Annotated in this window: 16 protein-coding genes and 1 other RNA gene; 8 read left to right on the top strand and 9 right to left on the bottom strand. The window is 41.3% G+C overall.

The annotated features are described in order from the left end of the window. Positions 1–74: 74 nt before the first annotated feature. A complete protein-coding gene (locus V7L05_RS01070) occupies positions 75–230 on the bottom strand; it encodes a hypothetical protein (protein WP_335161003.1) in 156 nt (51 codons plus the stop codon). 63 nt (positions 231–293) lie between these two features. Here V7L05_RS01070 and V7L05_RS01065 point away from each other — a divergent pair, with 63 nt between their 5' ends. The 5 genes from V7L05_RS01065 (at position 294) to queF (ending at position 2,136) form a co-directional block, all read left to right on the top strand. Beyond that, complete coding sequence (locus tag V7L05_RS01065) at positions 294–560, top strand: YciI family protein (RefSeq protein WP_335161001.1); 267 nt, start codon at positions 294–296, stop codon at positions 558–560. A gap of 37 nt (positions 561–597) precedes the next feature. Further along, positions 598–694: signal recognition particle sRNA small type (ffs, locus tag V7L05_RS01060), an RNA gene on the top strand. A gap of 25 nt (positions 695–719) precedes the next feature. Further along, complete coding sequence (locus V7L05_RS01055) at positions 720–1,103, top strand: phasin family protein (protein WP_335160999.1); 384 nt, start codon at positions 720–722, stop codon at positions 1,101–1,103. A gap of 133 nt (positions 1,104–1,236) precedes the next feature. Next, entirely contained in the window at positions 1,237–1,635 is a 399-nt protein-coding gene (locus V7L05_RS01050; RefSeq protein ID WP_335160997.1) for a hypothetical protein, read from the top strand. Between the two features lie 87 nt (positions 1,636–1,722). After that, positions 1,723–2,136 (top strand): preQ(1) synthase, encoded by a 414-nt coding sequence (gene queF, locus V7L05_RS01045; protein WP_335160995.1) that lies wholly within the window; start codon positions 1,723–1,725, stop codon positions 2,134–2,136. A gap of 37 nt (positions 2,137–2,173) precedes the next feature. On the opposite strand, the gene pstS is transcribed toward queF, so the two are convergent. From pstS to V7L05_RS01030, 3 genes are all read right to left on the bottom strand, one after another. Beyond that, positions 2,174–3,271, bottom strand: a complete 1,098-nt coding sequence (pstS, locus tag V7L05_RS01040) for a phosphate ABC transporter substrate-binding protein PstS (RefSeq protein ID WP_335160993.1) — start codon at positions 3,269–3,271, stop codon at positions 2,174–2,176. A gap of 146 nt (positions 3,272–3,417) precedes the next feature. Next, a complete protein-coding gene (locus V7L05_RS01035; protein ID WP_335160991.1) occupies positions 3,418–4,818 on the bottom strand; it encodes a cytochrome c biogenesis protein in 1,401 nt (466 codons plus the stop codon). Positions 4,819–4,847: 29 nt separating this feature from the next. Then, complete coding sequence (locus V7L05_RS01030; protein ID WP_334826939.1) at positions 4,848–5,588, bottom strand: cytochrome c biogenesis protein CcdA; 741 nt, start codon at positions 5,586–5,588, stop codon at positions 4,848–4,850. 223 nt (positions 5,589–5,811) lie between these two features. Between V7L05_RS01030 and V7L05_RS01025 the strand changes: the two genes are divergently transcribed. The 3 genes from V7L05_RS01025 to V7L05_RS01015 all read left to right on the top strand — a co-directional run bounded on the left by V7L05_RS01025 (position 5,812) and on the right by V7L05_RS01015 (position 16,194). Beyond that, positions 5,812–12,924 carry an AAA family ATPase gene (locus V7L05_RS01025; RefSeq protein WP_335160989.1) on the top strand — a complete coding sequence of 2,371 codons (7,113 nt, stop codon included), beginning with the start codon at positions 5,812–5,814 and terminating at the stop codon, positions 12,922–12,924. A gap of 333 nt (positions 12,925–13,257) precedes the next feature. Then, on the top strand, positions 13,258–13,395 hold the full coding sequence (locus tag V7L05_RS01020; protein WP_335160987.1) for a hypothetical protein: 138 nt from the start codon (positions 13,258–13,260) through the stop codon (positions 13,393–13,395). A 213-nt stretch (positions 13,396–13,608) separates the two neighbouring features. Next, a complete protein-coding gene (locus tag V7L05_RS01015; protein ID WP_335160985.1) occupies positions 13,609–16,194 on the top strand; it encodes a GAF domain-containing protein in 2,586 nt (861 codons plus the stop codon). Between the two features lie 269 nt (positions 16,195–16,463). Here V7L05_RS01015 and V7L05_RS01010 read toward each other — a convergent pair whose 3' ends face one another. The 5 genes from V7L05_RS01010 to V7L05_RS00990 all read right to left on the bottom strand — a co-directional run bounded on the left by V7L05_RS01010 (position 16,464) and on the right by V7L05_RS00990 (position 21,349). Then, positions 16,464–17,774, bottom strand: a complete 1,311-nt coding sequence (locus tag V7L05_RS01010; RefSeq protein WP_335160982.1) for a DUF4910 domain-containing protein — start codon at positions 17,772–17,774, stop codon at positions 16,464–16,466. A gap of 75 nt (positions 17,775–17,849) precedes the next feature. Further along, positions 17,850–18,587, bottom strand: a complete 738-nt coding sequence (locus V7L05_RS01005; RefSeq protein WP_335160980.1) for an SDR family oxidoreductase — start codon at positions 18,585–18,587, stop codon at positions 17,850–17,852. Between the two features lie 8 nt (positions 18,588–18,595). Next, positions 18,596–19,249 carry a PIG-L deacetylase family protein gene (locus V7L05_RS01000; RefSeq protein ID WP_335160978.1) on the bottom strand — a complete coding sequence of 218 codons (654 nt, stop codon included), beginning with the start codon at positions 19,247–19,249 and terminating at the stop codon, positions 18,596–18,598. Continuing rightward, positions 19,246–20,043 carry a sugar phosphate nucleotidyltransferase gene (locus tag V7L05_RS00995; protein WP_335160976.1) on the bottom strand — a complete coding sequence of 266 codons (798 nt, stop codon included), beginning with the start codon at positions 20,041–20,043 and terminating at the stop codon, positions 19,246–19,248. Before V7L05_RS00995 ends, V7L05_RS01000 begins: the two co-directional genes overlap by 4 nt. A gap of 40 nt (positions 20,044–20,083) precedes the next feature. After that, positions 20,084–21,349 (bottom strand): class I SAM-dependent methyltransferase, encoded by a 1,266-nt coding sequence (locus V7L05_RS00990; RefSeq protein ID WP_335160974.1) that lies wholly within the window; start codon positions 21,347–21,349, stop codon positions 20,084–20,086. Positions 21,350–21,707 lie beyond the last annotated feature (358 nt).

The raw sequence follows: 21,707 nt of genomic DNA, 5'->3' as shown, positions 1-21,707 counted from the left end.
TAGATTTTGGATTTTAGATTTTGGATTATAAGATTATTGCTGTTGAGTATTGAACGGCAAATGCCCAAAGGATATTACAGATGATAATAGATATAGCGGTGCGTTACGGCTGGATGATCTGCGATCGCACCTAGATATCTAATAGTCACAGATGCGTCCCCTATTGGCAGATAGTAGGCGACATATCCATGAGCAAGAAATCGCTGTAGTTCATGTATATTGCTACTCAAATGCTACTCAAAAATAGTAATAACTTAAGCAGGATGTCTGTTGTAACTGGAGTAAATAAGCTGATGCCGTGGTTTGTAAAGATTGAAGAAGGCAAAGTTGACAAACCGACCTTTGACCAATATGTACCTGCCCATAAAGCCTACATTCAGGACTTGATTGCTAAAGGACATAAAGCTCGAACAGGCTATTGGGCAAAGCAAAGAGGCGGGATGTTGCTGTTTGAGGCAGCCTCAATGGATGAAGCAGAAGCGATTGTGGCTGATGACCCCTTGGTGCAACACGGTTGCGTCAACTATCAGCTTTATGAATGGCGAATTGTTATGGAATAACACACACTTACTGACTTTTAATGTTATGCTTTTAGAAGACCTGGATCTATGCGATCGCAACACCCAAATCTTGTCAGAACCGGAAGGTAGCAGCAACACGGGAGGCTTGTGGTAGGCGTAGTCTCCGGGTCGCCCTATTTTTAGGAGCGGTCAGCAATCATGCCTGGTTTTGGAGATATTGTTCAAAAAGCTTTTTACCTCGGTGTTGGATTAGCTTCTTACGCAGGTGAGAAAGCAGGGGGAAAATTAGCCGAAGTGCGATCGCAAGTCCAAAAACTGGCAGATGAAATGGTGGCAAAGGGCGAAATGAACACAGAAGAAGCCCGCCGCTTCGTTGAAGATATGATGAAGCAAGCCCAACAGCCCCAAGCATCTGGTGAAACCTCTGACAAAACACCCGCTTCTGAACCTCGCCGCATTGAGATTTTAGAGGAAGATGAAGAACCAACGGTGAAAGAGGCATCAAATGATGAGAATGTGGATAAATTACGCGATGAAGTGCTAAAGCTGCAAGACGAGTTAAAACGATTGCAACGTGATTAATAAAAAGCATTCTTTGATCGAAATATCACTTCAGATAGAAACTTGATAAGATACATTGCCTAGTGTGTACTTTAGTGCTTCAAGCCAGATAGCACAAACCGTCTTGTTTATAGCCTGTAAGGGCGTCAAGTTTATGGAACAGTGGCAAAAAGATTTAGTAGAAATCGTCGAAACAGTGGCTGATGAAGTAGAGCGTTTCTTCCTGGGAATGAGTGAAATGGTAGACGCTTTTTTTGAGATAACGGAAGAAATGACTGAGCAAGTCCCTAATATTGTCACTGAAGTCGATCAGTATTTACAGGATTTGGCTGAACCAATGTTAGAAGCTTACTGGGAACTGGAAGACATTGTAGCAGATGTAGATCCGGGTTTTCCTTATTCAGTTGAACCCACTGCCGAAAAAAATCCTGCCTGTATCGGCTGTACTCACTACCACGGGCAAGTTTATAGTGGTAATTTGTTAGTTTGTGCCATGCATCCCCACGGTTGTGAAGATGAAAATTGTCCAGACTGGGAGAAGGAAGAGTATTGAGTGGGGAGTGGGGAGAGACGCGATTAATCGCGTCTGTACAGGAGTTATAAAATTAATAAAAAGATGTAAAGACAAGTAAAATAACCAATGACAACTGATAAATTAACTGAAAGTGTATCCCAGGCAAGCCAAGAAATTAAGTATGGCGAACGCGACATTGCGGAAGGTAAACTAATTACTTTTCCGAATCCGCGTGTGGGGAGGCGATATGACATTAACATTACTTTACCGGAATTTACTTGTAAATGTCCGTTTTCCGGTTATCCTGACTTTGCGACAATTTATGTTACCTATGTGCCTGATGAACGAGTAGTAGAATTGAAGGCGCTTAAGCTTTATATTAATAGTTACCGCGATCGCTACATTTCCCACGAAGAATCTGCTAATCAAATTTTGGATGATTTTGTCGCTGCTTGTGATCCGTTGGAAGTCACGGTGAAAGCAGATTTTACGCCTCGCGGTAATGTCCATACTGTGGTTGAAGTCCAGCACCAAAAGTAATATCATCACTGATTAGCGCAGACGGCATTAATCGGCTTTATTCAGCAATTTTCTTTGCAGCTGTCTGCACTTGAAGCACAACTTTTTTAGACAAAGGAATATATCCGAGTTCCAAACTAGATTTTTGCCCGTCAATCACAGCCCAATTAACAAACTTTTTCAGCGCTTGCCCTTTGACTCGGTTTGGATATTGGTGATAAGTTAAAAGCCAGGTGTAAGTGACGATGGGATAAGATTGGGCATCTGTAGGATCGGCGATAAAAGCAATCAAGTTATTGGCGGGTAATTTGACTTTCTCTAAGGTTTGAGCTACAGATTTTGCTGTCGGGGTAATATAATTACCAGATTTATTTTCTAAAGCAGCTACAGGAAGTTTATTTTGTTTGGCGTAAATATACTCTACATAGCCAATAGCCCCTGGTATCTGTTGAATCAGGGCGGTAACACCTTCGTTACCCTTTCCACCAATTCCCACTTGCCATGCTACAGATTTACCAGCCCCAACTTTGCTTTTCCATTCTGGACTTATAGCACTTAGGTGTTGCGTCAACACGCTCGTAGTCCCACTACCATCAGTTCGGTGTACAACCTGAATTGGTAAATCGGGCAAACTTACCCCTGGATTAGCTGCGGCGATTCTAGGATGATTCCAATTTGTAATTTTTCCGAGAAAGATATCTACGTAAACTTGGCGTGGGAGCCTGAGAGTATTTGCCACATTGACTTGAGGCGACTGGTGTGCAACTGGTGTGAGGTTATAAGCCAGCACAATAGAACCGGCAGTTAGAGGTAAAGCAATCACTCCCCGTTTTATCTTGGCTGCTTGTTCATTTGTAATTCCCACATCACTAGCTGCAAAGTCTACAGTACCTTCGATGAGCTGTTGCACTCCAGCACTGCTCCCTATAGCTTGATAGTTAATTTCTACATTGGGATTTTTCTGGTTGTAATCTGAAAGCCAGCGCTCGTACAAAGGTGCGGGAAAACTTGCGCCGGCACCAACGAGGGCAATATGTTTGATGTTTCGATTATTCGTAGTGCAAGAAGCGATACTCAACAAGATAGCGATTAGGGGTAGAAGGTAAACGCGTTTATTTAATTGAAGTTGAGCAGATATAGAAATCTTTTGTTCCAATGTTTAATAAGTACCTCTAGTGATTTCCCAATTTGTAGGCGTGTGGGCGTGATTAATTGTAATAAATAACTTTTAAACGCAAAGGGGCGCAAAGGAAACCGCAGAGGAACGCGGAGGTTTGCGTTAACCTTTGTGTTCCTTGGCGTTTAAACTTCGATCGCTGTCTCTTTCTGCTCACCTTTTGGTTGTGAACTCAGCCGATCTAAAATCTCTAAAACCTCTTGTTCAAAAGCAACTTGGGCGCGATTTGTTTTGCCACCCACATACAAGCGATCGCCTTTTTGCAATGCCCATATTTGCGAGTGGGAAAAATAACTCATCACCACACCCAACATTAGTAAGCCAAACCCTGAGTAAACAATTGGTATGCCTGGATCGGCTTTAATTTGTAAGCCAGTGCTGCCAATTACTTCCAGAATTTTCAGCTTCACGCCATTGATTTGGGTGGACATCCCAGCGCGGACAGTATCAACGAGTTTGCCAGTGGCATCATAAATTAATACCATCCCTTGCAAGTCTTTGGCTAATAGGGAGACACCCTCACTCAAATCCGGTTTAGTCGGAACCCACGTTCCCCAAATTCGCCCCTTACCGTTGGTGTTCAATTGCGCCATTGGTAGCTGAAAAATCGGGCTATTGTTAAATTGGACGCGAACGGCTGCAAGTCCCCAATCTGTTTGATAGAAAGTTACGCCATGATAGCGCAGAGGCTGGTTGACAAAAATCTTCTTGTGGTCAACTTCCTTTCCCTGATTATTCAAGACAGACAAATCTGAATAAAATTGATCAATGCCGCCAGATGGTGTGTAGTCAATCCAAAAACGATTGACGCGCACAGACCAATCTTTCGGGACTTGGGCTGCTGCTAAGGGGCCAGCATCTACAATATTTGTCACCTTAAATGTATCGCCACTGGCAACCATTTCTTGAGCAAGAAACCCAGTCATTGCCCCCCAAATTCCCCCTAGCAGAATAGCGACGATGCCAATATGAACGATAATTGGGCCGATGCGTCCGACTATTCCTTTGCGGGCGTAAAGGAGATTTTCTTTTTCTTGATCTTGAAAAATTTTATAGCGGCGTTTCTGTAATATTTGACTGAGAGAATTCAAAGAACCAGTATCTAGTTCTGCACTCAAAGCTAACTTTTGAAATTGCCGGGGTTCTTCGTAATATTTCCAGCGCTGGGCAGCTTTTAAGGCTGGTAACTGACGGGTAAATGAACAAGCAGTTAAGCTAGTACCAAATAAGATGAGTAATGCCAGAAACCACCAGGTACGATATACGTGGTCTAACCCAACTACCTGAATTACCTTCCAAGTTAAGAAACCAAATAAAGCTGGATGTTCTGGATAGTTGGCTTGGTAGAATGCGGGTGACTGACCTTGTTCAATTACAGTACCGGTAGAGCTAAAGATTGCAATCAATAGCAGTAGCGCGATCGCTAGTCGTAAGTTGGTCAGTACAGGCAAAAGCTCTTGTCGTAAGAACTGCCCAGGTAATCCCCACCATTTTAATTCTTTTGACGCTGAATCTTCTAAAGTCATTACGTGTAAAATCTAAAAAAGTATTGATATTAAAAACTGCCAAGGGGAATCCGAGAAATTAAGGAAAATACACCGAATCCTACCAACAGCGCCCCGCTAACTGGGTTAATCCAACCAGACCAGCGACGCAATTCTAGTAACTTTTTAATTGAAGCTGTAAAAGTACCCGCCAAAATCAATGGTGCTACATAACCAGCTGTATAAGAAAGTAGCAAAACAGCGCCTAAAATTAAGTCTTGTGTATTGGCAATCCAACCTAGTAAGCTGGCTAAAACAGGTGTACTACAAGGGGATGCGACTAAGCCAAAAGTCAGCCCCAGCAAATAGGAACGCAATCCTGCTGGTAAATCTGGCGAAATCCAATTGGTTTCACCCAAGGATGGAAATTGCAGAGGTAGTGCTTCTAATAAGTTCAGTCCCATGAGAATGGCGATAATGCTGACGATAATCGGCAAACCAATTCCCACTTGACCGTAGACTTTTCCCACAAAAGCTGCTATAATCCCAAGTCCTGCCAATGTAGTTGCTAATCCGAAAGCAAACCAAGTTGATTGGGCTGCTGCTTGCAGACGGCTTTTAGCTTCATAACCGCCGATATAACCAATGGTAATTGGTAGCATAGAAAGCATGCAGGGTGTGAGACTGGTGAGCAAGCCAGCTGCAAAGATGATACCAATACTCATCACGCTAAGGTGTGTCAGTTGGTTAGAAACAAGGCTGTTGGCAAATTGTTCTAGTTGGTAAATTTGGGTTTGCAGGTTATCAAGCATGGAAAGTTTCTGAGCGGGAAATGCTTACTCTGCTTGAATTGTAGCTTATTTTTGGATGTAGAGTCAGCATAAATAATTATCTGAACCTGATATCATCGAAATTTAACAAGAAAGAATTCTGAATTCTGAATTCTGCATTCTTCTTTCACCTTCCCAAAGAAATGTATCTAAAATACAGCTAATCTCGCATTATTCCTGAAGAAGCACGCCTGGAGTATTTGGCATGATGATTGCATTACCCGGATTTCAGATTGCCACTTTGTTAAAAGCAGGGGTAAAAGCAGTCATATACCGTGGAATTAAAGTTAAAGATCAGTGTCCGGTAATTATCAAAGGGCTGCGTCCAGAACAGTGTACACCAAATAATATTGAACAACTCAAACATGAGTATGCGATCGCTCAAAGGTTAAACACCACAGCAGCACTCATTGCCTACGCCTTGGAGATGCACCAGGGAATCCCTTATTTAATTATGGAGGATTTTGGCGGGCGATCGCTCGACCAGTTGCTAGACCAATTTCAACAGCCTGTTCCATTTCTGAAGATTGCTATTGAAATCACCAGCAAACTCGCACAAATCCACACTTGTAACATTGTCCACAAAGATATTAAGCCGCAAAATATCTTAGTTAACCTCGAAACTAATCAGGTTAAAATCGCCGATTTTGGAATTGCTGCCTTCATTCCATACCAGCAGCAAATAGTTAGCAGTTCCAGTCGCATTGAAGGCAGTTTACCTTATTTGTCACCTGAGCAAACCGGGCGGATGAATCGAGGAATTGATCATCGCAGCGATTTGTATTCACTGGGAGTCACCTTTTATGAGATGCTCACAGGTCAGCTACCATTTCAAGGTCAAGACCCCTTAGAGTGGGTACATTGTCATATCGCCAAATCTCCGCCATCCCCGACAAAGCTGAACTCTGATATTCCGCAAATGCTCTGTGACATCATTATGAAATTGCTGTCGAAGGTTGCAGAACAGAGGTATCAGAGCGCTTTAGGTTTGCAATTTGATCTGGAACGGTGCTTAAAGCAATTGGAGACAACCGGAGAAATCCAATCCTTTGTTTTGGGTGAACAAGATATCTCAGAACGCTTTCAAATTCCTCAAAAATTGTATGGGCGAGAACCAGAAATTGCTAAGCTTTTACAAGCATTTGAGCGAGTTGTTAGTCAAGGAAAACCAGAAATCGTGTTAGTTTCTGGTTATGCTGGCGTTGGTAAATCTTCTATTGTGAAGGAGATTCACAAGCCGATTGTCAGAGAACGTGGGGCTTTTATCTGTGGTAAGTTTGATCAGTATAAACGAGATATTCCTTATTCCACCATTGTTCAAGCTTTTCAAACACTGGCTCGACAAATTTTAACAGAGCCTAAAGCTCAACTTGCTACCTGGAAAAAGCGAATACAAGCAGCATTAGGGAACAATGGTAGACTAATTACAGATGTAATTCCAGAAGTTGAACTAATCGTTGGAGAACAGTCTCCTATACCAGAGTTGGGGCCTGCCGAATCTCAAAACCGATTCAACTTGGTGTTTCAGAATTTTATCAATGTCTTTGCTAAAAAAGAGCATCCACTCACTGTTTTTTTGGATGATATGCAGTGGGCAGATAGCGCTACTTTGAATTTAATTCAAACTATTATTACTGGCTCTAGTATCCAATATCTCTGCTTCATTTTGGCGTATCGAGATAACGAAGTAGATGTTGTACATCCCTTTAATTTGATGATGGAGAAGGTTCGACAGCATGGAGCAAGAACGACTAAAATTATTCTTGCACCGTTGAATCTTATCTATGTAAATCAGTTGATTGCTGATACCTTACATAGTTCAGCAGAACAAGTAGAACCCCTCGCCAAATTAATTATCCAAAAAACTGACGGTAATCCTTTTTTTGTCAATGAGTTTCTGAAAACACTGCATCAAGAAAATCTACTGAATTTTGATCGCCAACATCGTATTTGGCAATGGAATCTAGCTGAGATTGAAGCCCAAGGTATTACAGATAATATTGTCAGTTTGATGATTGGGCGGATGCAAAAACTGCCAAAAGCAACTCAACAGGTGCTGAAGTTAGCCTCTTGCATCGGTAATCGCTTTGATTTAGAAGTTTTAGCGATCGTTGGGGAACAATCTATTGAAGAAACCGCAAATGCACTGGTTGAAGCAATTTTAAGAGGATTAATTATCTCCATTGAGTCAGATGAAAGTGTTGATAAAAACTATCGTTTCTACCATGACCGAGTTCAACAAGCTGCTTATGCCTTAATTGCCGATGAATCAAAGTCGGCTGTTCACTTGAAGATTGGGCAAATTTTGCTGAAGAATGCTAGTCATGAAGAAGTGAATGAGCAAATTTTTAATTTAGTCAATCAACTCAATCTCGCTGTGGATCTAATTATTGAACATACAGAAAAAGATGAATTGGTTCGATTGAATTTAATCGCTGGTAATAAGGCGAAAGCTTCTACAGCCTACACTCCTGCTAAAAGTTTTTTTAGTGTTGCCAGGAATCTTTTAGCTGAAAATGCCTGGATTGAACAATATGAACAAACATTTACTTTATTTAGAGAATTGGCTGAGTGTGAATTCTTAACAGGAAATTTAGAGCAAGCGGAAGAATTATTTGATATCCTATTGCTCAAAGCCGAATCTTCTATTGACAAATCTAATATTTATATACTGCAAATTAGACTCTATCAAGTTGCAGGTAGGTATGAAGAAGCGCTGACATTGGGATTAGCAGGTTTAAAACTTTTTGGGGTGACATTCCCTGATTTAAATGAGCAGGTAGAAAGTGCAATCGCTATTGAGAAAAATCAGGTATTAATAAATTTAGGTGATCGACAAGTCTCTGATTTAATTAATGCTCCGGTAATCCAAGATCCAAATATTAAGACACTGATTAGTCTGTTGACGACATTGGGGCCACCTACTTATCTCGGTAAACCTCATCTCTTTCCGTTAGTCGTACTCAAAGCAGTTAACTACTCACTCAAGTTTGGTAATACGGAAGATTCCTGTTTTGCTTACAGTATGTATGCCATGTTATTGGTTTCCATCTTCCATGATATTCCTACAGGCTACGCATTTTCGGAGATGACAATTAAATTAAATGAAAAGTTGCACGACTTGAAACTTAGAGGAGTTGTTCTACACATTCATGGAAGTCATATCAACGTTTGGCGTAACCATGTTGCCACCGATATTCCCTTTTTAGAGCGGGGATTTATCGGCTGTGTGGAAGCAGGTGATGTGACGATGGCAAACTACAATGGCTATCAAGGCTCTTGGCAAATTATCCAGTTAGGCTCTCCACTTACAGATACATACAAATCTCTAGAAAAATATACCACCTTTGCCCGTCAGTCTAAACATGAGGCTGTTTATCAGACAATCAGACTACAGCAGATGCTACTGATGAATCTGCGCGGACTCACTCACCAAAATCTGACTCTAAGTGATGATAATTTTGATGAATCACACGCATTTTCTGTTATTAGAGATGCAGGTTTTGTTAGTGGAATTATTTTTTACCACATTATCAAATTAATTATATTTTTTACATATCAACAGTATGCAGAGGCACTGAATTATGCCTTAAAATTAGACAATTTTCCAGTTACAACCTTGGCATTACCAATTGAAACAGATTATGTTTTATATTACTCACTGACTTTAACCGCTCTTTATCCAACAGTATCTTCTCAAGAGCAAGAACAGTTTTTGCAAACCCTAGAATCCCATCAGCAGCAATTGCAATACTGGGCTAAACACTGCCCTGCAAACTTCTTACACAAGTCTCAATTAGTGGCTGCTGAAATAGCTCGAATTGAAGGTCGGGACTTGGAAGCAATGCGCCTGTATGAGCAATCAATTGCTTTAGCCCGTGAGCAGGGATTTGTGCAATATGAAGCTTTGGCTAATGAGCTAGGCGCTAAGTTTTACTTGGAGCGGGAGTTTGAATTAATTGCCAAAACCTACTTGCAAGCAGCTAAAAATTGTTATATGCGCTGGGAGGCATTTGCTAAAGTCAAGCACCTCGAAGAATGCTATCCTAAACTATTACCACGACAACAGCTTGTCTCTAACGGAACCTTTTTCAGCACAGGTGAAAATCTAGACTTATTATCGGTAGTTAAAGCGTCTCAAACTATATCTAGTGAAATTGTTTTTTCGCGGTTATTGAAAACATTAATGCAGATTGTCATCGAGCAAGCAGGAGCAGAAAGCGGTTATTTGTTGCTTGAACATGAGGAAAATCTGGTGATTGAAGTAGAAGCTAAGGTTAATCCCCAAGCAGAAAAGCTAAATGTTTCTCTACCTGTATTAAAGGGTGAAATTTCACAGGTTATTCCGCAATCAATGCTGAATTATGTCCAGCGAACTCAAGAAACAGTGATTTTGCAGAATGCCACTGAGCAAAATCTGTTTTCAAAAGACGAGTATATAATTCAAAAGCAACCTAAATCTGTACTTTGTTTGCCGATCGCACGTCAGTCGAAATTACTTGGGATTTTATATTTAGAAAACAATCTGATCTCCAGTGCCTTTACACAAGACAAACTTTCGGTACTGGAAATCTTGACAGTTCAAATTGCTATTTCTCTAGAAAATGCTCGTCTTTATCAAGGTCTAGAAAATAGCCAAGCACAACTCAACCTGGCGTTGAAATCTGCCCAAATCGGTGTTTGGAGTTGGGATATTGCCAACGATCGCTTTGACTGGGATGAGCAGGTTTATCAACTATTTGGGTTAACACCTGAAACCTTTGCTGGCACGTCCAAAGCAATTTTAGCTCGTCTGCATCCAGATGATCGAGGATTGCTGGCTCAATCCTTGAGTCGAGCGATCGCAGAAGGCGTGGAGCATAATTTAGAATATCGAATTATTAGAGATGACGACAGTATCCGCTACGCAGCCTGTCGCGGAAAAGCCTTTTTTAACGAAGCGGGTATTGCCACACACATGAGTGGTATTGTGCTTGATATCACCGAGCGTAAACAATCTGAAGCCGAACGTATCCAATTGATTCAAGAGCAAACCGCCCGACAGGAAGCAGAAGCGGATCAGCAACGAGCAACATTTTTGGCTCAAGTCAGTGCAACACTCTCCTCTTCTCTCGATTACGAAAGCACGCTAGCAACTGTGGCAAACCTAGTTGTGCCTTACTTCGCCGATTGGTGCGGCGTTGATCTCCTGCAAGACAACCAATCAATTAATCGGGTAGCAGTTGCTCACCGTGATCCAGAGAAAGTGAAACTCGGTTGGGAACTTTATCAACGTTATCCGATAAAGTTAGATGCACCTGGAGGTGTGCCGAAAGTGCTGCGTACAGGAGTAGCTGAAATAATCGCTGAGATTTCAGATGCAGCCCTAGTAGCAGCGATGTCTACGACGGGCTTTGCCAACGCAGATCCAGAATATCTGCGGATTCTGCGTGAACTTGGTTTAAAGTCTTGTATAATCTTCCCCTTGGTGGCACGCGGACGGATTTTTGGTGCTATTTCCTTTGTGACTAGTGAATCAGAACGTCGTTACAGCACGGCTGACTTATCACTAGCGGAGGATATTGCCCATCGAGCTGCGATCGCCATCGATAATGCCCGCCTTTACCAAGAAGCGCAGCAAGCACAAAGAACAGCAGAGCGAGCCTTAGAGCGCATTGCCCGTCTGCAATCGATCACGGCTGCCCTTTCAGAATTGCTGACACCAGCCCAAGTATCGGAAGTGATTGTAGAGCAGAGCATGGCTGCCTTGGGAGCCAGTTGTGCCCTCGTCGCCTTGCTGAATGAAAGTAAAACTGAACTGGAAATTGTGCGTGCGGTTGACTTTAACCAAGATTTGGTGAATACTTGGCGTAATTTTCCCATAGATTCACCTTCTCCTTTAGCAGAAGCTGTGCGGACTGGGCAACCTATTTGGGCTGAACCAATACAAAATCGGGTAGCTCGTTACCCGCATTTGGCCCAAGCTTACGCCCAATATGACTTTGATGCCTGGATTTCTATTCCATTGATGGTGGAGGGTTGGGCAATTGGAGGTATAACTTTGGGATTTGTCAAGCTTCAACAACTTAGTGGGGAAGATCAAGCGTTTATCTTGGCTGTTGCTCAACAATGCGCCCAAGCGATCGCTCGCGCCCATCTCTATGAAGCCGAACGAATGGCACGAAGTGCTGCTGAATCCGCAAATCGCATCAAAGATGAATTTCTAGCCGTGCTGTCCCATGAACTGAGAACACCACTCAACCCGATTCTGGGTTGGGCAAAACTGATGCGGAGCCGCAAGCTTGATCAAGCAACAAGCGATCGCGCCCTAGAAACCATTGAGCGCAATGCCAAGTTACAAACTCAATTAATTGAAGATTTGCTTGATGTCTCCCGCATCCTTCAGGGTAAACTTAACCTCAACTTCGACCGGATTAATTTGGTATCAGTGATTGAAGCGGCGATCGAGACAGTGCGTTTATCGGCGGAAGCTAAGTCTATTCAGATTCAGACAATTCTTGAATCTGGTGTCGGGCTAGTTTTAGGCGATGCCAATCGATTGCAACAAGTCATTTGGAATATCCTTTCCAATGCGATTAAGTTTACTCCCATCGGGGGACAGGTAAAAATTAAATTAGAGCAAGTCGGCTCACAGGTACAAATCTGTATCACTGACACAGGGAAGGGGATTGCACCTGAGTTCTTACCATTCGTCTTTGATTATTTCCGTCAAGCAGATGGTGCGACAACTCGAAAATTTGGCGGTTTAGGTTTAGGATTAGCGATCGTCCACCATCTTGTAGAACTTCACGGGGGAACTGTTCAAGCAGAAAGCCTGGGCGAAGCTAAAGGAGCAACTTTCACTGTCAGACTTCCATGTTTACAGAATGAAAGCAAAGGAATCAAGGATGCAAAAGATAACTCCTCACTTGTGGCGGCTCAGTTCTTGCCCCTGTCTGGCTTAAAGATTCTCGTGGTGGATGATGATGCAGATATGCAAGAATTTTTGCCCTTCATGCTAGAGCAATATGGTGCAACTGTTACCGTTGTCGCCTCAGCCATTGCAGCTTTAACTGCCCTTAGCCAATCCCAGCCAAATTTGATCATCAGCGATATCGGAATGCCAGAAATGGATGGTTATATGCTGATGCGACAGATCAGGAGTCTGGAACCAGAGAAAGGCGGGACAATTCCAGCGATCGCTTTAACCGCCTATGCTGGCGAGATCGATCATCAGCAAGCGATCGCTGTGGGATTTCAACTGCATATTTCCAAGCCTGTAGATCCAGAAGAATTAGTGAAGGCGATCGCTTTATTACAGCTATTTTCAAGTAAATAGACCACGCGGTAGGGGCACAGCATTGCTGTGCCCCTACGACAGATGTGGTTCAAATACATGATTTCTGCTGTAAATTTATCAAAACAGAATAAAGGCGCCAGTCGTCAGAATTCAGAATGAATTTTGACCGAAAAAGCGGATAAAAAACTCCATCCCCTTGTGGGTGGAGTTTTTGGGCATGGGGAATGGGGCATAGGGCAATACGGTTCAGTTAAGGCTAAAACTCTTTGTAAAAGTCATTTTTTTAACGAACCACAAAGGGCGCAAAGGACGCAAAGAAGAGAAGGAAGAGAAGGAAGAAATGCTTAACTGAACTGTATTGGGGCATAGGGCATGGGGAAGAAGTTACCAATGCCCTATGCCCTATGCCCCAAGCGGCGGGGCGGAGCGTCTTTGGCTTTGCCCCTGAATTTTGACTTCTGCTTCAATCCAAAATTGACGATTCCCAGAAGGCTTGTGTATAAACGGTAGCAGGGGTTTGGAGTATTAGTGCATCTGCACTCTGGTCATACCCCGCTTGTTTGTAATCGACTTCCACCTTCCTGCACAGGATGACGCTAGCTCAACAAGCGATTAAACTATGGATAATATCAAGCAAATTAATTGTTGCTTTTAGCACCACTTACATAAATTTAATTTCATTGTTAAATCTAAAATCTCATCCTGCTATATAAAATACCGATTATGCCAGTGTATCAAAGAACTTCTGGGGAGACCACCGATTTGATTATTGGTATTCACAACCAAGAAAACCGCGAATTACAAGCAAATTCTGCTCCTGTGGGCGCTCTGGCCACAAGAAAAGGAAATTTTTCTACGTTTCTTGCTCCCCTGACTCAGGATACTTTTAAACAAGTCGTTAAGGATGTTGAGCAAAAATTACAGATTGTCCATCAAACCCTATCAATGCTGGATTCTCAGGGGTTTGAAACTCTTCTGCAAGAAATGTTGCATTCGATTACCTTGAAAACCGGGGAATTACTGGGGGCAGACCGGACGACGATATTTTTATTGGATGAAGAAAAACAAGAACTCTGGTCAATTCTGGCTGAGGGGGAGGGTGATCGCTCTTTAGAAATTCGCATCCCCGCCGATAAAGGCATTGCTGGGGAAGTCGCCACCTTCAAGGAAGTTATCAATATTCCCTTTGATTTTTATAGTGACCCGCGATCGCATTTTGCCCAAGAACAAGAAAAAAGAACTGGCTATCGCACTTACACCATGCTGGCTTTGCCATTGTTGAATGAACATGGAAAGTTAGTTGCGGTGGTGCAATTACTAAATAAATTAAAATCTGTTAATAATTCCGATGCTCCACTTGCAGAGCGCATTGATACCAAAGGTTTTATCTATGCTGACGAGCAATTATTTCAAGAATTTGCGCCTTCGATTCGTCTGATTTTAGAATCCTCGCGCTCTTTTTATATCGCCACTCAAAAACAAAGAGCAGTGGCGGCGCTGATGAAGGCGATTAAGTCCCTCTCTCAAAGCAGTCTTGACTTAGAAGACACTCTTAAGCGGGTGATGGATGAAGCCAAGGAACTGATGAATGCCGATCGCAGTACACTATGGTTAATAGACCGCGATCGTGATGAATTGTGGACGAAAATCACCCAGGATGATGGTTCAACTAAAGAGTTGCGAGTCCCCGTAGGTAAAGGCTTTGCTGGTTTAGTAGCGGTTTCTGGCAAGAAACTGAATATTGCCTTTGACTTGTACGATCATCCTGACTCGGAGACATCTCAAAAAAATGACCAGCAAAATGGCTATCGCACCTGTAGCTTACTTTGTATGCCAGTGTTTAACGGCGATGAACAACTGATTGGCGTTACCCAACTATTAAATAAAAAGAAATCTGGTGATTTTCCGCCCTATAATCCAGCTTATTCGCCTAAAGCTCCCGAATGCTTCCAAGCTAGTTTTGACCGCAATGATGAAGAGTTCATGGAAGCTTTTAATATTCAAGCCGGAGTAGCACTACATAATGCCCAGTTGTTTGCCACAGTCAAGCAACAAGAACAAATGCAACGGGATATTCTGCGTAGTCTTTCCAATGGAGTGATTTCCACTGATAAAACTGGATTAATTATCGCCGCCAATGAAAGCGCCAAGCGTTTGCTAGGACTGGAGCCAGAAGACCGTTTAGAAGGTAAATTAGTTACTGATGCGATCGCCATTAAAGAAGGTGACTTTAGCAAGTGGTATCAAGATGCTTTACACGCAGTTGACTTAAAAGGCCGTCAGCAATATTACCCCGATCGCACACTCATAAGTACTAGTATAAAACCCCACAGTATTAATTTATCAATTAACACAATTGCCGATGCTAGCGACCAAGAGCAAATCCGTGGGGCGCTGGTGGTGATGGAAGATATCAGTGATGAAAAGCGGCTCAAGAGTACGATGTACCGCTACATGACCCAGGAATTAGCCGAAGAATTGCTGAAATTGGATGATGCTAAACTAGGAGGCGATCGTAAAGAAGTTTCGATTTTATTTTCCGATATTCGCGGCTACACCACTTTAACCGAAACCTTGGAAGCAGAAGAAGTGGTGAGTATGCTGAATGAATATTTTGAATCAATGGTGGAGGCAGTTTTTAAACATAAAGGCACCCTTGACAAATACATCGGTGACGCGATCATGGCTGTATTTGGTTCTCCCCTACCGTTGAAAGAACACGCTTGGATGGCAGTGCAAACAGCCTTAGAAATGCGCCTTCGCCTGCACGAATTTAATCAACGTCGCCACGCAGTTAATAAGCCCAAAATTAAGATCGGCATTGGCATCAATTCTGATACCGTCATTAGTGGGAATATTGGCTCTAGTAAGCGAATGGAATTTACCGCCATTGGCGATGGCGTTAATCTTGGCTCCCGATTAGAAAGTGTTAGTAAACAGTATGGTTGCGACATTATTATTAGCCATAACACTTTTAAACCATGCGAAGATCATATTTGGGCTAGGGAACTAGATTACATTCGTGTCAAGGGCAGAAATGAGCCAGTAGCCATATATGAATTACTGGGTTTGCGTTCCAATCCGATTGAAAGCGAAAAATTGCAAGTGATTGAACACTATCAGAAAGGGCGCGAATATTACCTCAAGCAGGAGTTTCATCTTGCCAGAGCGGAGTTTGCTAATGTTTTGGCAGCAGACAATCAGGACAAAGCTGCTATGTTGCATTTGTTGCGTTGTCAGCATTGGTTACAATCACCCCCAACAGAATCAGATTGGGATGAAGGAGTCTGGACATTTCTGGAAAAATAAGTGAGTTCGGAACTCGGAGTTTGGTGTTCCAATCAAAAGTATTAGGCGAGTATAATTCAATACGGTTTCGTTAAGGAGAATCGTATTGGAATATACAGTAGATTTCAAAGAAAGTGAAGTACACAACGATTCGGAACTTCCAAATAAAAAAATATCCCAAAACTGACATAAAAACCCTCTCTATTTCTCTTCTCTCCATTTCTCTTCTCTCTGTGTTCTCTGCGTCTCTGTGGTTCGTTTCTTTAGATAATTTCTTTCTTAGAAGTCCGTTAGTTCTTTTTACTTGTTAACAATTCATGTGCTAATAATGTATCGGCAGCATATTTAATCACATCAAATGACATTCCCGATCTTTCGGCAATATCGAGCAGAGTATGCTGACCATCAGATAAATTTAAAACCCACAAAGTTGCCATTTGATTTAGCCTACTATCTTGATCGCCATTGTATGCCTGATATAGACCCCTTCTCCCCAACTGTGGCTCACATTTGGGATTTTGGTTGTAGTAAATATGATTATTATTGAGGATATCTAATATCGAACGACATTGAAAGAATGACTCGGCAAGATATTGGGGTTGAACAAAATTTAAATCATCGGCTGAGGTGTGATATTCGGGAAAACTACCATGAGGCGATCGCATCAAGCAACCTACAGCTAAATTAAATCCAGGTGAGCAATATTGTCGCTCATCATAGCCATAGGGGAAGAAATCTCTAATTTTGTAATCCTGTTTTGAATTTCTGAGTACATAAGCAGCAACTTTATCAATTTCAGTGTCACCTCTACGGCTTTTTTTGTAAGTAAAGTTGCCGGAATCTCCTAAACAAGTTAATACTAAACCATGTTTAATATTATTGACTTTAGCCTCATTGAGAGCCAACCATGTAATTGAGCCAATGGTTCCTGGAATCCAGAGAAATCGATAGGAATATTTTGGTGTAGTTTGACTTAAATATTTAGCGATAAAAGTAGCGATCGCAATTCCCGAAAGATTATCATTACACAGTGAAGGATGACAGGTGTGGCAAGAAATTAAGACTTCATCAGTACTGTCTCCTGGAATATAATACTCACCATAGCTCAGATGACCTGGTTCCAGGGAGGAGTCAATAAATACTTCATATTCTTGATCATTTAGTTCCAAATATTGATTGTGACTCAGACAAAAACCCCAAGTCTCTTTATAATAAGAAGTGCGGTAGGGAATCCAATTAGGATAATCGACAAGTGTAAATAGATGTGCTTTGAGTTCAGGAAGAGATAGCTTTTGATGTACTGGAATACTATAATTAACAACGTGTAGATTCGAGTTAGCAAAATCTACAACTTTCTGACCTTGAGAGTTTTTGATGTAGGCAGCTTTAATATTCCATTCTTTCGGAACTGTCCAATCAAAAACTTGAGTGTCAGTTGGAACTTCATGAACCGACAAAGGAATATGCTCACTAATAATTTTCAGGGTGTTTCTAACGCCATTACCCGTAATACTACGAGAAATAGGATATAGCTGATAAACTAGTTGATAAAGTTCCTGAGCAATTTCCTCTGAGGATGTTTTTATACTACTAAGATTCATAATTTTGAATTTGCTGGTCAATAAGAGAGTGGTGGGTCTAAATTCTCCATTTATTGATTCTGAATTCTTCTTTGTTTAAGGAAGTAGAGGTTTTGTAAACGGGCGGATGCTAATATCAGTAACTTCAGCAGTAGGAGGCAAACTAAGTGCATTGATGACTACACTTGCCACATCTTCTGGTTGTATTAGGCGTTCAGGGTGATAAATTTTACCCTCCATCTCGTGAATTTTTGCTTGCAGAGGAGTTGCAGTACGCCCAGGAAACACACTAATAACACGTACTTGGTCAGTATTAACTTCTTCTCTAAGACTATCAGCGATCGCTTTTAAAGCGTGTTTGGTTGCTGCATAATGTCCGGCATTAGCATTTGCCCTCAAGCCCACAGATGAGTTGATAAACACAATTTGACCATGTTGGATTTTGAGCATGGGTAGCAAAGCTTGAGTCAGCAAGTAAGGAGCGCGAACATTAATCCGATACTGTTGGTCAAATTCGGCAACGGGGGTAGTTGCAATCGCGCCCATTGAGAAAATACCGGCGTTGTGAATCAGGATATCAACTTGCCCAAAATCTTGTTGAATAGAGACTATGAGTTTCTGAATGTCTTCGTCCAATGCCAGATCAACCTGATAGCTTTTGGATCTAGGTGAAGTCTCCTGAACAGTCTGAGCGATCGCTAAGAGTGTTTCTAAACGACGCCCCACTAAACATAGTACAGCACCTTGCGCCGCCATTTCCAAAGCGATCGCTTTACCAATACCGCTATTCGCTCCTGTCACCACAACAATTTGGTTAGTGAATTGACTGATCATTTTATTTTTTAGAAAAATATTTTTCGACAGTAAAATGCCTCAGCATATTTACTCGGTGAATTTGATTCAATCCCGCGAATTCTGAGAAGGGAACGAAAAGTCTCTTCTGTAAACCACTGCTTATTATTTTGGGTGGTAAACACATCCACAATATATTGAATTTTTCGGCGGCAAAGTGCCTCATCTAAATGGACAAAGAAATTAGGAATACCCAAATCACCATCGTATTTTGGGATCTCATATTCCAAAATTAAATGATTTCTAAAGGTATTCCAAGTCAACTCAGAAATTAAGCGGTGATCTTGGTGACGATCGTCTCGGTGGTGAGTAAAGATTATATCTGGTGAAAATTCCTGCTTCAACTGTTCAAAGCATTCCTTCACCTCTATGCCTTGGAAAGGTAAAAAGCCATCTCGAAAATTTTTAATGATAATTTTCTTGGTCTGAATTTCTTTTAAGAAAAGACTGGCGCTTGCTGTTGCTTCCTCTGCTCTTTGCTCGTTGGAACTAAAGACAACCCAATAGATGACAACATGCTGATAATTCTCTATCAGCTTTAAGATTGTGCCTCCACAACCAATTTCAATATCATCGCAATGAGAACCTAGACAAAGAATTTTGTACTCAGATTCTTCTGTCTTGTTTAAGCTAAGTTGGATCATATATGCCTTACTTCTAATTGTTTATCTCCCCATACTTCCCAAGGTCTTTCCCCTTGAGCATACATATCATCCAACTGTTGCTTCTCTTTAAACGTATCCATTACTCCGAAAAAGCCAGTATATTTATACGCAAAAAGTTCTTCTTTGGCAATCAGTCTTTGAAAAGGCTCAAGCACAAGTTCTTCTCCATAATTAATATAGTTAAAAATCTCTTTTTTAAAGATAAAATATCCTCCATTAATCCAAATTTCCCGGTGTTGAACATCTTTGATATCCTTCACCAAACCATCCTCATCCATGTCAACTAGGTGAAAACTTTGGCTTGGTCTGACACACAAAAAACTACCGATTTTATCACGCTGATAAAAATGCTGAATATACGCTGGTAGATGCAAATCTGTCAAACCATCACTGTAGTTAGCTAAAAATACTTCTTCTCCTTCTAGATACTTTTCTATTGCCTTCAATCTTTGTCCAATATTGGCAGTTAACCCTGTATCTACAAATGTGATATTCCAATCTTGAATATCTCGATTAAATAACTTAATTTGGCTGCCGTTGGAAAGGCTAAAGTTATTAGAAAGCCACTCATTATAATTTAAAAAATAGCTTTTAATTAGGTCAGCTTTGTAACCAAGACATAAGATAAAATCTTTGTGTCCATAATGAGCATAGTATTTCATTACATGCCATAATATTGGTCGATAACCAATATTCACCATTGGCTTAGGAATAGTTTCTGAATACTCTCTCATTCTAGTTCCTAAACCACCACAAAATAAAACTACTTTCATGTCAATTCCCCTTTTTTGATGATTAAAAAATATCAAACACTTAAGAGTAGACATTAACTTCAGGAATTGGTACAACAAATTGGCCTCCCCAATCCCGAATATAAGTTATTTGTCTGATAATTTCATTTTTTAAATTCCAGGGCAAAATTAGTACATAGTCAGGCTTTGTTTGAGCAATTTTATCTGGATGAAAAATCGGAATATGAGTTCCTGGCAAAAACTGACCTTGTTTGTAAGGATTACGGTCTACTGTGTAATCAAGAAAATCTGTGCGGATACCACAATAGTTTAAGAGAGTATTTCCCTTACCTGGAGCGCCATAACCAACAATTGATTTTCCCTCTCGCTTAACTTTGATCAAGAAATCTAATAACTTGCGTTTGGTTTCTTTAACTTGTTCACTAAATGAAAAATAGTATTCTAATTGCGTAAAACCAGCCGCTTCTTCTCTATATTTAAGTTCTGATACTTGGTGGCTAACGGGTTTAGAATAATCTTCGTTGTGGCGAGCATAAATTCTCAAAGAACCACCATGAGTAGTTAATTCTTCTACATCAAAAATTGTCAATCCGTGAGCAGCGAAAATCTTTTCTACGGTGAGAAATGAAAAATAAGAGAAATGCTCATGGTAAATAGTATCAAACTGATTTTCCTCAATTAACCGCATCAGGTGGGGAAATTCCATAGTAATTACACCATGCGGTTTCAGGATAATTTTCATTCCTTTGACAAAATCATTAAGATAAGGGGTGTGGGCAAGGACATTATTTCCTAGTAATAAATCGGCCTGTTTGCCCTTAACGATTTGCTCTTGGGCTGTCTGCTGTCCAAAAAATTTGACAATTGTAGGAATACCTTTTTTAATTGCTACTTCAGCAATATTTGCGGCTGGCTCTATTCCCAGCACCGGGATGCTTTTGGCAACAAAGTATTGCAGCAAATAGCCATCATTACTAGCAATCTCTATTACCTGACTTTCCTGGTTTAATTGTAAACGCTCTACTACTAAATCAACGTAGTTCTTGGCGTGTTGCAACCAGCTATCAGAGTAGGAAGAGAAATAAGCGTAGTCGCTAAAAATATTTTCCGGGCTAATGTATTCTTGGAGTTGAACTAAAAAACACTGATCGCAAACATAGACATGTAGAGGATAAAAAGACTCTACTTCGTTGAGTTGTTTCAGACTGCGATAGCTTTCGCAGAGAGGAGACATACCTAAATCTACGAAGGTATGGTGCAACTCTGTCTCACAGAACAGACAGTTACCAGTTGTTGGTTGATTATTTGTTGGTTTTGGTAAATTCATAATTTATATTTTTTGGCAAAAATCAGATTTCTAATTACAACTATTTTCATGTAAATAGGCCACGATTTCAGACAAACCCTGATACATATAGATTTCTCGTAGGGGCACAGCAATGCTCATTGGTGTCAACTTAAGCCAAAACCCTTTTCAAACCTCGTTTCCAGCCTCTGGCTGGAAATGCTGCTCGTTGCGGCTCTGCCGCAAGTCTTGAGGCGGAGCCTCTCGGAATGCATTCCCAGTCTCCGACTGGGAACGAGACAATCTTAAAAGCTGCTTATAGACTGGCTTTCACGTTAAGTTGACACGCATGAGCAATGCTGTGCCCCTACCAACGTATTTGTATCATTATTAAAATGAA

The organism is Nostoc sp. (assembly GCF_036917755.1).
GTDB lineage: Bacteria > Cyanobacteriota > Cyanobacteriia > Cyanobacteriales > Nostocaceae > Nostoc.
The sequence above is the reverse complement of the archived record's forward strand: the minus strand, read 5'-3'. Positions and strand labels throughout refer to the sequence as shown.